This window comes from Pedomonas sp. V897, from assembly GCF_051304405.1.
Lineage (GTDB): Bacteria > Pseudomonadota > Alphaproteobacteria > Sphingomonadales > Sphingomonadaceae > Pedomonas.
The window spans coordinates 436,035-449,132 of record NZ_JBPPGG010000001.1 but is presented as its reverse complement, the minus strand read 5'-3'; the positions used below and the strand labels follow the sequence as shown (position 1 = coordinate 449,132).

Sequence of the window (13,098 nt, the reverse complement as noted above, 5' to 3'; positions counted from 1 at the left end):
AACAGGCGGGACGAGTTGCTGTGGTGATTACCTTGCACGATTTGACGGGGTGGACCGGGCCGGAGCATCTGGCCCCGGTCAGCGGCCTTGCGATCGATCATCGCAAGGTGACGCCCGGCACCATTTTCGGCGCCTTCCCCGGCGTCCGCTTCAACGGCGAGGACTTCATCGAGGACGCCATCGGGGCGGGCGCCGTCGCCATCGTCGCCCGCCCCGAGGCAAAGGTGGACACCGCCCGCGCCGTGCACATCGTGGCGGCGAACCCGCGCCAGCGCTTCGCCGAGATCGCCGCGCGCTGGTACGCGCCCATGCCCGCCACCATCGCGGCGGTGACCGGCACCAACGGCAAGACCTCCGTCGCGGACCTGCTGCGCCAGATCTGGACCCGGCTGAGCCGCCCGGCTGCCAGCCTCGGGACGCTCGGCGTCATCACCGCCATCGGCAAGCGCGACCTGGGCATGACGACGCCCGACGTGCTCACCTTCCTGTCGAACCTCGGCGGCATGGAGCGGGCGGGCATCAGCCACGTGGTGTTCGAGGCCTCCTCCCACGGTCTCGACCAGCACCGGGTGGACGGGGTGGCGGTCAAGGCCGCCGCCTTCACCAACCTGACCCGCGACCACATGGATTATCACGGCACGGTCGAGGCCTACCGGGACGCCAAGGCGCGCCTGTTCTCCGACCTGCTGGTGCAGGACGGCACGGCGGTGCTGTGGATGGACGATCCGGTAAGCGCGTACATGGCCGAGGTGGCGGCAAGCCGGGGCATCGCCATCCTGCCGGTGGGCACGGGGGACGCCGCGGCCGAGGGCCTGCGGCTGACGGGGCGCGAGGTGCTGCCGGACGGGCAGAAGCTGACGGTGGCGTTCCAGGGCAAGGCGCACGGGATTCGTCTGCCGCTGCTGGGCGGCTACCAGGCCGCCAACGCGCTAGTGGCGGCGGGGCTTGCCATTGCCTGCGGCGAAGCCCCCGCCAGGGTGTTCGAGGCGCTCCATCATGTGAAGGGCGTACCGGGGCGGTTGCAGAAGGCCGCCGTCACGCCCGCGGGCGCGCCGGTGTTCGTGGACTATGCCCACACGCCCGACGGCCTGCGCGCCGCCATCGAGGCGCTGCGCCCGCACTGCCCGGGCCGCCTCATCACCGTGTTCGGCTGCGGCGGCGACCGCGACCGCGGCAAGCGGCCGCAGATGGGCGCAATAGCTGCAAGTCTGTCCAACTTGGTCTATGTGACCGACGACAACCCCCGTTCGGAATCCCCCGAAGCGATCCGCGCCGAAATTCTGGCAGCGGCGCCCGGGGCCATTGATATCGGTGATCGCGCCGAGGCAATCCGTGCCGCCATGCAGACGGCCCGGGCCGGTGACCTCGTGCTGATTGCCGGCAAGGGTCACGAGCAGGGGCAGATCGTGCAGGGCGTCGTCCACCCGTTCGATGACGTGGAGGTGGCGGCGCGTCTTGCGCAGGAGATGGGCGCCCGGAACGGGGCAGGGCAAGGGCAGACGGCATGACCGCTTTGTGGACTTCCGCGGAACTGGCATCCGCCACCGGCGGCACCGCCTCCGGTGACTTCGCGGTGGGCGGCGTGACCTTCGACAGCCGCGAGGTGATGCCGGGCGACCTGTTCATCGCGCTCAAGGGCGAGAAGATGGACGGGCACAGCTTTCTGGCGCAGGCCTATGCCGCCGGTGCGGCGGGTGCGCTGGTGTCGGACCCGGCGCGGCTGCCGTCGGCCGATGCGCCGCACGTGGCGGTGCGCGATACCTTCGCGGCGCTCAATGATCTGGCGCGGGCCTCCCGCCGCCGCATGGGCGGAAAGGTGATCGGCGTCACCGGCAGCGCGGGCAAGACCGGCGTCAAGGAGGCCCTGCGTCTGGCACTCGACCGCTCCGCGCCGGGGCGGACCCATGCCTCGGTCAAGTCCTACAACAACCACACCGGCGTGCCGCTGTCGCTGGCGCGCATGCCGCAGGACAGCCTCTATGGCGTGTTCGAGATGGGCATGAACCACCCCGGCGAGCTGACCGAGCTGGCCCGGCTGGTGCGCCCGCACGTCGCCATCGTCACCACCATCGCCAGCGCCCACCGCGCCTTCTTCGCCAGCGAGGAGGCGATTGCGGACGCCAAGGCGGAGATCTTCACCGGGCTGGAGCCGGGCGGCACCGCCGTGCTCAACCGGGACAATCCCCATTACGCGCGCCTGCGCGCGGCGGCCGAGGCCAGCGGCGCGGCGCGGATCATCAGCTTCGGCGTCAAGGCGGCGGACGCGGACGTGCGGCCGCTGAAGGTGGCGCCGTCGGACATCTGCACCTCCATGACCGCCGACGTGCTGGGCGAGCGGCTCACCTTCAAGATCGGTATGCCGGGCGAGCACTGGGCACTGAATGCGCTGGGCGTGCTGGCGGTCGTCAAGGCCGTGGGCGCGGACCTGGGGCTGGCGGGGCTGGCGCTGGGCGAAATGCAGGGCCTCGAAGGCCGTGGCCAGCGCTCGTTCATCGCCGTGGGCGCGGGCAAGGCCATGCTGCTGGATGAAAGCTACAACGCCAACCCGGCCTCCATGGCGGCGGCGCTCAGCGTGCTGGGCGGCTTCGAGCCCCGGCGGCGCGGTCGGCGCATCGCCGTGCTGGGCGCGATGAAGGAACTGGGCGACGAGACGGCGGCGATGCACGCCGATCTGGCCGGCTCCATCGAGGCGGCGGGCGTGGCGGAGGCCATTCTCGTGGGTGCGGAAATGGCGGCGCTGGCCGAGGCGCTGCCCGCGCGCATTCCCCATCATGTGGTCGGCTCGGCCGAGGAGGCGCTGACGCTGCTGCGCGACATGGTGCGGGCGGATGATATCATTTTGGTGAAGGGTTCAAACAGCGTGGGACTCGGGAGAGTCGTGCGGTCGCTGAACCAGCACGGAGTAGAGTAGAAGCAGATGTTGTCTTTGCTGGCCAATCTGGACCTGGACTTCCCCGGCAACAACCTGTTCCGGTTCCTCACGTTCCGCACGATCGCCGCGGTTCTGACCGCGCTGTTCATCGGCCTTGTGGCCGGCCCCCGGCTGATTGGCTGGCTGCGCCTCAAGCAGGGCAAGGGCCAGCCCATCCGCGAGGACGGGCCGCAGTCGCACCTGCTCACCAAGAAGGGCACGCCCACCATGGGCGGCTTTCTCATTCTCATCGCCATGACGATCTCGACCCTGCTGTGGGCGGATCTGACCAACGGCTACATCTGGGTGTGCCTGGCGGTCACGCTCGGCTTCGGCGCGGTCGGCTTCTATGACGACTACAAGAAGGTCACCAAGGCCACCCATGACGGCCTCTCCGGCAAGACCCGGCTGCTGATCGAGTTCGCCATCGCCGGGGCGGCGGCGCTCTACATCTCCTCCCGCACCGGCACCACCCTGTGGCTGCCGTTCTTCAAGGATCTGGGGCTGAACCTCGGCTGGGGCTATCTGCTGGTGGCGGCGTTCGTGGTGGTCGGCGCGGGTAACGCGGTCAACCTCACCGACGGCCTCGACGGCCTTGCCATCATGCCGGTCATCATCGCGGCGGTCACGTTCGCCATCATCGCCTACCTCATCGGCAACGTGAATTTCGCCAACTACCTCCAGGTGCGCCACGTGCCGGGCTCGGGCGAGCTGGCGGTGTTCTGCGGCGCGCTCATCGGCGCGGGGCTGGCATTCCTGTGGTTCAATGCGCCGCCCGCCATGGTGTTCATGGGCGACACCGGCTCGCTGGCGCTGGGCGGCGCGCTCGGCTCCATCGCGGTCGTCACCAACCACGAGATCGTGCTGGCGGTGGTGGGCGGCCTGTTCGTGCTGGAGGCGGTTTCAGTCATTGTTCAGGTGGCCAGCTATAAGTTGACCGGCAAGCGGGTGTTCCGCATGGCGCCCATTCACCACCATTTCGAACAGAAAGGCTGGGCCGAATCCACCGTGGTGGTCCGTTTCTGGATCATTGCGCTCGTGCTCGCCCTCATTGGCCTTTCGACCCTGAAGCTGAGGTAAGATGATCACTGCCCGCGCCTTTACTGGAAAACGCTACGCCGTCTTCGGACTGGCCCGGACCGGGCTGGCGACGGCCCGCGCGCTTGCCGCCTCCGGCGCCGAGGTGCTGGCGTGGGACGACGGCGCGGCCGCGCGCGACAAGGCGGCGGCCGAGGGCATCGCGCTTGCCAACCTGTACGAGACGGATTTCGCCGGGCTCGACGGGCTGCTGCTCTCGCCGGGCGTGCCGCTGCATCTGCCGACGCCCCATCCGCTGGCCGAGAAGGCGCGGGCGGCGGGCGTCGCCATCATGGGCGACATCGAGCTGTTCGCGCGGGCGCGGGGCGAGCTGCCCGCGCACCGGGTGGTCGCCATCACCGGCACCAACGGCAAATCGACGACGACGGCGCTCATCCATCATGTGCTGAAGGAAAGCGGCATCGAGGCACGGCTCGGCGGCAACATCGGCCTGCCGATCCTGGGCGAGGAGCCGCTGCCGGAGGGCGGGGTCTATGTGCTGGAGCTGTCCTCGTTCCAGATCGACCTCATCCACAACCTCGCCGCCGACGTGGCGGTGCTGACCAACATCACGCCCGATCACCTGGACCGCCACGGCGACATGGCGGGCTATGCCCACGCCAAGGAACGCCTGTTCCGCATGCAGACGGCGGAGCAGACGGCGGTGATCTCGGTGGACGACGCCTACTGCCGCGCCATTGCCGCGGTGGCGACGGCAAAGGTGTGCCCGATCTCCATCGAGGCGGCGCAGCCCGAGGGCGTGGCCGTGCTGGAGGGCCAGCTCCTTGCCGGCGGCGCGGCGCTGGGCGCGCAGAGCGCCTGGCCGCGCCTGCAGGGGCCGCACAACGCCCAGAACGCCGCCGCCGCCTTCGCCGCGACGCGGGCACTGGGTGTCGCGCCGGAGCAGATCCTGCGGGCGTTCGAGACCTACCCGGGCCTGCCGCACCGGATGGAATTCGTGGCAGAGATCGGGGGCGTCACCTACCTCAACGACTCCAAGGCGACCAACCCCACCTCCACCGCCCCGGCGCTGGCGGCCTATCCGGCCATCCACTGGATCGCGGGCGGCAAGGCCAAGACGGACGAGCTGGACGCCTGCCTGCCGCACCTCGGCAGCGTGCGCGCCGCCTACACCATCGGCGCCGCCGAAGAGCTGTTCGCCACGCTCCTCAGCCCCCACGTGCCGGTGGAGAAGGCGGGCACGCTGGAGAACGCCGTGAAGCTGGCAGCACGCCGCGCCAGACCGGGCGAGGTGGTGCTGCTCTCCCCGGCGTGCGCCTCCTATGACCAGTTCCGCGACTTCGAGGCGCGCGGCGAGGCCTTCCGTGCGGCGGTGGCCGCGCTCCGGGAGGACGGCACGGCATGATTCCGTTCCGCCGCACCGACCGCACCGCCGTCAGCCGATGGTTCTGGACCATCGACCGGGTGCTGCTGGGCATGTTGCTGCTGCTGGTCTCCATCGGCATCGTGGCCGTGCTCTCGGCGAGCCCGGCGGCGGCGCACCGCTATTCGGGCGGTTCGGTCCGGCTCAACGAGATGATGTACTTCCAGCGCCACCTGTTCTGGGTGGCGCTCGGCCTGCCGGTGATGATCGCCACCTCCATGCTGCCGATCCAGTGGGTCAAACGGCTGTGCGTCGCGGGCTTTCTGGTGTTCCTGGCCGCGCTGATGGCGGTGCCGCTGGTCGGCTCCGACGCCAACGGCGCCGTGCGCTGGATCAGTCTCGGCGGCTTCCAGTTCCAGCCCTCCGAGTTTCTGAAGCCGGCGTTCATCGTCACCACCGCGTGGATCCTCTCCAGCCGCTATGACGACAGCACCGTGCCCGCCTTCCATGTGGCGGCCGTGCTTCTTGTGCTGGTGATCGGCTTTCTGGTGGTGCAGCCGGACTATGGCCAGAGCGCGCTCTACATGGCCGTGTGGTTCGCCCAGGCGCTGCTGGCGGGGCTCAACTTCTACATCTTCGCCGTGATGGCGGTGTCGGGCCTCGCGGGCATGGGGCTCGCCTACATGTTCGTGCCCCACGTGCAGTCGCGCATCGACCGCTTCCTGTTCTCCGAGGGCGACACCTACCAGATGGACAAGGCGCTGGAGTGCTTCCAGTCCGGCGGGCTGTTCGGCACCGGGCCGGGGCAGGGCATGGTGAAGATGCAGCTGCCCGAGCCGCACACCGACTACATCTTCGCCGTCATCGGCGAGGAATTCGGCATGCTCGCCTGCCTGCTGCTGGCCATTCTCTACCTCGGCATCGTCATGCGCGTGCTGTTCCAGCTGGTGAACGAGGATGATCCCTTCATCGTGCTGGCGGTGGCGGGGCTCGCGGCCCAGTTCGGCATGCAGGCGTTCATCAACATGGGCGTGAACCTGCACCTGCTGCCGTCCAAGGGCATGACCCTCCCGTTCATCAGCCACGGCGGCTCGTCGTTCATCGCCACGGCCGTGACCATGGGGCTGGTGCTGGCGCTGACCCGCCGCAACCGCTTCCTCGACGCCAGCCCGTTCGTGGCGGGGAGGGCGGCATGACCGGCGCGTCCCGCAAACCGCTGATCGTGGTGGCGGCCGGCGGCACCGGCGGCCACATGGTGCCTGCCCATGCCGTCGCGCAGCGGCTGGAGGGCGAGGGCTTTCGCGTCGCGCTGATGACCGACACGCGCGGCCTGCGCTACCCCGGCCTGTTCGAGGGCGTGCCCCGGCACGTGCTGGCGGCCGGCACGCTCGGCAATGGCGGCCTTGCGGGCCGGGTGAAGGCGCTGGCGCAGATCTACGAGGGCGCGCGCACCGCCCGCCGGCTGATGCAGGCGGACCGGCCCGCCGTGGTGGCGGGCTTTGGCGGCTATCCGGCTCTCCCGGCGCTGCTGGCGGCCATTTCCCTGCGCATTCCGGTTGTCATTCACGAACAGAACGCGGTGCTGGGGCGCGTCAACCGCCTGCTGGCGGGCTTCACGGCGGCCATCGCCACCTCCTACCGTCAGACCCGGGGCCTCAAGGCGCGGCTGGCGCGGCGCGCGGTGCTGACCGGCAATCCGGTGCGGCAGGACATCCTCAAGCTGCGGGATCTGCCGTTCCCCGAGTTCAACGCGCAATCGGCCTTCCGCATCCTCGTGGTGGGCGGCAGCCAGGGCGCCAAGGTGCTCGCCGACGTGGTGCCCGCCGCCATCGACCTGCTGCCGCCGGAGCTGAAGCGGCGCATCCGCATCACCCAGCAGTGCCGGGAGGCGGATGTGGAGACGGTGCGGGACCTCTACACCCGCGCCCGGGTCGCGGCCGAGTGCAGCGCCTACATCACCGACATGGTGGACAAGCTGCGCCTGGCCCATCTGGTCATCGCCCGCGCCGGGGCGTCCACCCTCTCCGAGCTGACCGCCGTGGGCCGGCCGTCGATCCTCGTGCCGCTGCCCACCGCCATGGACGACCACCAGACCGCCAACGCGCGGGACGTGGCGGATCAGGGCGGCGCGCGCCTCATCCCGCAGAGCGAATTCACGCCCGAGGCGCTGGCCGGTGTCATCCGCGCCTTCGCCGACGCGCCCGAGCGCCTCGCCGAGATGGCCGCCAGCGCCCGGGCCGCGGGACGGCCGGAGGCGGCGGCGCATCTGGCGGAGCTGATCGCCCGCGTGGCGGGGGCGTCCACCCGAACGACAACCGGCGGCACGGCCGTCGCCAGCAAGGCAAAGGCAGCAGTATGAGTGGCCTCGAACGCGACATCGGCACCATCCACTTCGTCGGCATCGGCGGCATCGGCATGTCGGGCATTGCCGAGGTGATGAAGAACCTGGGCTACAGCGTCCAGGGCTCCGACGTGGCGGAGAGCTACAACGTGGTGCGCCTGCGCGAGCGGGGCATTCCGGTGTTCATCGGGCACAAGGCGGAGAACCTGGGCGACGCCTCGGTGGTGGTGGTCTCCTCCGCCATCCGCAATGGCAACCCGGAGGTGGATCTGGCGCGGGAGAAGTTCATCCCCGTCGTTCGCCGCGCCGAAATGCTGGCCGAGCTGATGCGCCTCAAGAACACGGTCGCCGTCGCCGGCACCCACGGCAAGACCACCACCACCTCGCTGGTGGCGGCGGTGCTGGACAAGGCCGGGCTCGACCCCACCGTCATCAACGGCGGCATCATCAACGCCTACGGCACCAACGCCCGCCTCGGCGAGGGGGACTGGATGGTGGTGGAGGCGGACGAGTCCGACGGCTCGTTCCTGCGCCTGCCCCCGACCATCGCCATTGTCACCAACATCGACCCGGAGCACCTCGACCACTACGGCTCGTTCGAGAAGGTGAAGCAGTCCTTCATCGAGTTCATCGAGCATGTGCCGTTCTACGGCGCGGCGGTGCTGTGCCTTGACCACCCGGAGGTGCAGGCGATCATCCCGCATGTGACCGACCGGCCGATCGTCACCTACGGCTTCAACGCCCAGGCGGACGTGCGCGGCGACCAGGTGACGCCGTTCCCCGGCGGCAACCGCTTCAACGCCGTCATCACCAACCGCCGCACCGGCGAGCAGCGCACCATCGAGGGGCTGGAGCTGGCCATGCCGGGCCGACACAACGTGCAGAACGCGCTCGCCGCCATTGCCGTGGCGCAGAAGCTGGGCGTCTCGGACACGGCGCTGAAGGCGGCTTTCGCCTCCTTCGGCGGCGTCAAGCGCCGCTTCACCCGCGTGGGCGAGGTGGATGGCGTCACCATCATCGACGACTACGGCCACCACCCGGTGGAGATCCGCGCCGTGCTGGCCGCCGCCCGCGAGGGCATCGGCGAGGGGCGCGTCATCGCCGTCGCCCAGCCGCACCGCTACACCCGCCTGCGCGACCTGATGGCCGAGTTCCGCACCTGCTTCAACGACGCCGACACGGTGGTGGTGGTGCCGGTCTATCCGGCGGGCGAAGCGCCGATCGAGGGCGTTGACCGCGACGCGCTGGTCAAGGGCCTGCGCGCCAGCGGCCATCGCCATGTGCTGGCGGCGGACGATGCGGCGCATCTGGCGGATCAGCTGGCCGAACTGGTGCGGCCCGGCGACATGGTGGTGTGCCTCGGCGCGGGTGACATCACCCGGTGGGCGGCGGGCCTGGCGGACGCCATCAAGGCGCGGCGGGAGGGCGCGGCGGCATGACCCTGGCCCCGGCCACTCCTGACCTGATCGCGCGGCTGCCCGCCGTGCGCGGCGAGATGGTGCCGAACGGTTCGCTGGCGGACTTCATCTGGTTCCGCTGCGGCGGGCCGGCGGACGTGCTGTTCCGCCCCGCCGACCTTGCGGACCTGGTGGACTTCCTGAAGGCGTGCCCCGGGGACGTGCCGGTGCTGCCGGTTGGCGTCGGTTCCAACCTCCTGGTGCGCGACGGCGGCGTCGAGGGCGTGGTCGTGCGGCTGTCCAAGGCCTTCGCCCGGGTGCAGGTAGAGCCGGGCAACCGGATTCGCGCCGGGGCTGCCGCCATGGGCATCACCGTTGCCAGCGCCGCGCGCGACGCCGGGATCGGCGGCATGGAGTTCCTGCGCGGCATTCCGGGCACCATCGGCGGGGCCGTGCGCATGAACGCGGGCGCCTATGGCCGCGAGACGGCGGACATTCTGGTGGAATGCACCGTGGTGCACCGGGACGGCCGCGTCGAGACGCTGCCGAAGACGGCGCTGGGCTATTCCTACCGCCACTCCGAGCTGCCGGACGGGGCGATTGTCGTCGAGGCCGTGCTGGAGGGCGTGCCCGCCGATCCGGCGGTGATCGGCGCGGAGATGGACCGCATCGCCGCCGAGCGGGAGGCAAGCCAGCCGCTGCGCACCCGCACCGGCGGCTCCACCTTCAAGAACCCGGAGGGTGACAAGGCCTGGCGTCTCATCGATGCCGCCGGCTGCCGGGGCCTGCGGCGCGGCGGCGCGCAGGTGAGCGAGAAGCATTGCAATTTCCTCCTGAACACCGGAGACGCCACCAGCGCCGATCTGGAAGCGCTGGGCGAGGAGGTGCGCGCCCGCGTGAAGGAGGCGAGCGGGGTCGATCTCCACTGGGAGATCCAGCGGATCGGCCGTCCGGGAACGGGAAGTGCCAGCGGAAGGAAGGGTGAAGCATGAGCCGTCATGTCGTGGTGTTGATGGGCGGCTGGTCCGCTGAGCGGGAGGTGTCGCTGACCTCGGGCAACGCCGTGGCCGACGCCTGCGAGCGGCTGGGCTACCGCGTCACCCGGCTCGACATGCAGCGGGACGTGGCCCGGCGTCTGGCCGAGCTGAAGCCGGACGTGGTGTTCAACGCGCTTCACGGCTCGCCGGGCGAGGACGGCACGGTGCAGGGCATGCTCGACCTGATGGGCATTCCCTACACCCACTCCGGCCTGACCACCTCCGCCGTCGCCATCGACAAGCAGCTCACCAAGACCGTGCTGACGGCCGCGGGCATCCGTATGCCGGGCGGCCGCGTCATCGAATCGGAGAGCATCTTCGAGGCCGATCCGCTGCCGCGCCCCTATGTGCTGAAGCCGGTGAACGAGGGCTCGTCGGTGGGCGTCGCCATCGTCACGAACGAGAGCAACTACGGCAGCCCCATCAGCCGCGACGCGAAGGGGCCGTGGCAGGAGTTCAGGGAGCTGCTGGCCGAGCCGTTCATTCCGGGCCGGGAGCTGACCGTTGCCGTGCTCAACGGCGAGGCGCTGGCCGTGACCGAGTTGCAGCCGACTCAAGGGTTCTACGACTACGAAGCCAAGTACACCAACGGCCTCACCCGCCACATCGTCCCGGCGCCGATTCACCCGGAGGCGGCGCGGCAGGCGATGGAAATGGCGGTCGCCGCGCACAATGCGCTTGGATGCCGGGGTGTTTCGCGCTCCGATTTCCGCTATGACGATACGGCGGGCGAACCAGGAATTCTCTACCTGCTTGAGGTTAATACACAACCGGGTATGACCCCGCTGTCGCTGGTGCCGGAACAGGCGGCATTCAGGGGTATCAGTTTCGACGCATTGGTTGGTATGCTGATCGAGGAGGCAGGGGGCAGTCGATGAGCAAACGCTCATCCAGATCGAAACAGCGGAAGGCGGGCATCCCCTGGCGGGGCTTGCGCCGGGGCCTGATGCTGGCTGGCGGCCTCGCGGCGGCCGGTGCCGTGGCGGGGCTTGGCCTGTGGTACTTCGACGTGCCGCAGCGGGTGAAGTTCGGCCTGGCCCATGGCGTTGCCAGCCTGGGTTTCGAGGTGACGACCCTGCACGTGAGCGGCCTCAAGAACGCGCCGCGCCTTGCCGTCTACAGCGCCGTGCTCGACGGCCGCACCAACTCCATGCTCGCCATCGACCTTGACGACGTGCGGGCGCGCCTGCTGGAGAATCCCTGGATTCAGGAAGCCTCCGTCTCGCGGCAGCTGCCGGACACGCTCAACATCGTGGTGGAGGAGCGCAAGCCCGTCGCCCTCTGGCAGCATCAGGGGCGGCTTGCCGTCATCGATCTTTATGGCCGGGTGCTCGAGACCGAGCGGGTGAAGCCCTTCGCCCGCCTGCCCATCGTGGTCGGCCCCGACGCCAACCGGAATGCCATGAGCCTGTTCACCATGCTTTCCATTCATCCCGAACTGCGCGCCCGCATGGATGCGGCGACCTGGGTCGGCGGGCGGCGCTGGGATCTGCGCTTCCGCTCGGGCGAGCTGCTGATGCTGCCGGAAGGCGAGGAGGCCGCCCGCAAGGCGCTGGAGAAGTTCTCCGAGCTGGAGCGCAACACGGGGCTGCTGGGGCGCGGCTTCGCCCGCTTCGACATGCGTCAGGGCGATCGGCTTTACACCCGCCGCGCCGCCACCATGTCCAGCAGCGGCGAGACCCGGAACGCCGTCGCGCAGGCAGGGGGGGTCAGGATATGAGCGGGAACCGGCGCAGAGGCGGGGCCAGACTTGCCCTTTCCAAGGGCGAGCGGATCGTTGCCGCGCTCGACGTGGGCAGCTCCAAGGTAGCGGCGCTGATCGCGCTGCTCACACCGGGCAGCGAGCCGCGCGTCCTCGGCTTCGGCCATCAGCTGTGCACCGGCGTGCGCAAGGGCATGGTCGCGGACATGGAAGCGACCGAGCGGGCCATCCGCGCCGCCATGGACCAGGCCGAGAAAATGGCCGAGACCACGGTGGACAAGGTGATCGTCAACATGTCCTCCGGCGGCCTCAGCTACCAGATCCATCAGGTGGATGTGGACATCGCCGGGCACCGCATCGAGCGGGCGGACATCGAGCGCGTGCTGAGCGAAGGCCGCGACCGCATCGACCCGGCCGGGCGCACCATCCTGCACGCCATTCCCGCCATCTACACCATCGACGGGCTGACGGGCGTGGTGAACCCGCTCGGCTTCCATGCGGAGCGGCTGGGCGTGGACATTCTGGTCGTCTCCGCCGAGACCGCGCCGCTGCGGAATCTGGACCTGTGCGTGCGTCAGGCGCTGCTCGGTGTGCAGGCGATCGTCGCCTCGCCGCTGGCGAGCGGCCTGGCCTGCCTCGAGCCCGAACAGCGCGAGCTGGGCGTGGCGCTGGTCGAGATGGGCGCGGGCGTCACCAACGTCTCGGTGCTGGCGCGCGGCATGGTGGTGGGCATGGCCTGCGTGACCATGGGCGGCTCGGATATCGTCGATGACATCGCGGCGGCCTTCAACACCCGCCGCAGCCATGCGGAGCGTATGCTCTCGCTGCACGGCACGCTCATCACCACCAGCCGGGACAACCACGATCTGGTGGAGGTGCTGCCGATTCGCGAGGGCGGGCCGGCCACCTGGATCACCAAGGCGCAACTTTCCAGCGTTATCCGCATGCGGGTGGAGGCGATTCTGTCCGAGGTGGCGCAGCGGCTCGACGAGCTGGGATTCCGGCGCGCCGTCGGCCGTTCGGTCGTGCTGACCGGGGGCGTGGCGGACCTCAACGGCATCGCCCATTTCGCCACCGGCGTGTTCGGACGGGAAACAAAAATTGCGACACCCCGCCCACTTGAGGGATTACCAGAGGCGGCGACAGGGCCGGCGTTCTCGACTCTCGTGGGGCTGGTGCAGCACGAGCTGAAGCAGGGCCAGGACATCTGGCGGGACGGGCGGGTTTCCATGAACCGGATCTCGCGCAGCCCGCTTGAGCGCATGATCGAGATTCTGAGGGGGAGCCTTTAGAAATGTCCCCTGACGGA

The 13,098-nt window shown here is 69.7% G+C and carries 11 protein-coding genes; all 11 read left to right on the top strand.

The window, feature by feature from the left end:
- The first annotated feature begins 23 nt into the window (after window positions 1-23).
- The 11 genes from ACSJJU_RS02240 to ftsA are packed head-to-tail and all read left to right on the top strand — an operon-like array spanning window position 24 to window position 13,081.
- Entirely contained in the window at window positions 24-1,508 is a 1,485-nt protein-coding gene (locus ACSJJU_RS02240) for a UDP-N-acetylmuramoyl-L-alanyl-D-glutamate--2,6-diaminopimelate ligase (protein ID WP_435914362.1), read from the top strand.
- Window positions 1,505-2,911, top strand: a complete 1,407-nt coding sequence (locus tag ACSJJU_RS02235; RefSeq protein WP_435913531.1) for a UDP-N-acetylmuramoyl-tripeptide--D-alanyl-D-alanine ligase — start codon at window positions 1,505-1,507, stop codon at window positions 2,909-2,911. Before ACSJJU_RS02240 ends, ACSJJU_RS02235 begins: the two co-directional genes overlap by 4 nt.
- A 6-nt stretch (window positions 2,912-2,917) precedes the next feature.
- Window positions 2,918-3,991: a phospho-N-acetylmuramoyl-pentapeptide-transferase gene (gene mraY, locus ACSJJU_RS02230; protein WP_435913530.1), complete on the top strand. Its 1,074-nt coding sequence runs from the start codon at window positions 2,918-2,920 to the stop codon at window positions 3,989-3,991.
- Window position 3,992: 1 nt separating this feature from the next.
- Window positions 3,993-5,354 carry a UDP-N-acetylmuramoyl-L-alanine--D-glutamate ligase gene (gene murD / locus ACSJJU_RS02225; RefSeq protein WP_435913529.1) on the top strand — a complete coding sequence of 454 codons (1,362 nt, stop codon included), beginning with the start codon at window positions 3,993-3,995 and terminating at the stop codon, window positions 5,352-5,354.
- Entirely contained in the window at window positions 5,351-6,508 is a 1,158-nt protein-coding gene (locus ACSJJU_RS02220) for an FtsW/RodA/SpoVE family cell cycle protein (protein ID WP_435913528.1), read from the top strand. The genes murD and ACSJJU_RS02220 overlap by 4 nt, the downstream gene beginning before the upstream one ends.
- Window positions 6,505-7,671: an undecaprenyldiphospho-muramoylpentapeptide beta-N-acetylglucosaminyltransferase gene (gene murG, locus ACSJJU_RS02215; protein ID WP_435913526.1), complete on the top strand. Its 1,167-nt coding sequence runs from the start codon at window positions 6,505-6,507 to the stop codon at window positions 7,669-7,671. The genes ACSJJU_RS02220 and murG overlap by 4 nt, the downstream gene beginning before the upstream one ends.
- Window positions 7,668-9,092, top strand: a complete 1,425-nt coding sequence (gene murC, locus ACSJJU_RS02210) for a UDP-N-acetylmuramate--L-alanine ligase (protein ID WP_435913525.1) — start codon at window positions 7,668-7,670, stop codon at window positions 9,090-9,092. Before murG ends, murC begins: the two co-directional genes overlap by 4 nt.
- On the top strand, window positions 9,089-10,042 hold the full coding sequence (murB, locus tag ACSJJU_RS02205) for a UDP-N-acetylmuramate dehydrogenase (protein ID WP_435913524.1): 954 nt from the start codon (window positions 9,089-9,091) through the stop codon (window positions 10,040-10,042). Before murC ends, murB begins: the two co-directional genes overlap by 4 nt.
- Window positions 10,039-10,965 carry a D-alanine--D-alanine ligase gene (locus ACSJJU_RS02200; protein WP_435913523.1) on the top strand — a complete coding sequence of 309 codons (927 nt, stop codon included), beginning with the start codon at window positions 10,039-10,041 and terminating at the stop codon, window positions 10,963-10,965. The genes murB and ACSJJU_RS02200 overlap by 4 nt, the downstream gene beginning before the upstream one ends.
- A complete protein-coding gene (locus ACSJJU_RS02195) occupies window positions 10,962-11,807 on the top strand; it encodes a cell division protein FtsQ/DivIB (RefSeq protein ID WP_435913522.1) in 846 nt (281 codons plus the stop codon). The genes ACSJJU_RS02200 and ACSJJU_RS02195 overlap by 4 nt, the downstream gene beginning before the upstream one ends.
- Window positions 11,804-13,081, top strand: coding sequence for a cell division protein FtsA (gene ftsA, locus ACSJJU_RS02190; RefSeq protein ID WP_435913521.1), 1,278 nt, complete (start codon window positions 11,804-11,806; stop codon window positions 13,079-13,081). The genes ACSJJU_RS02195 and ftsA overlap by 4 nt, the downstream gene beginning before the upstream one ends.
- The last annotated feature ends 17 nt before the right edge of the window (window positions 13,082-13,098 follow it).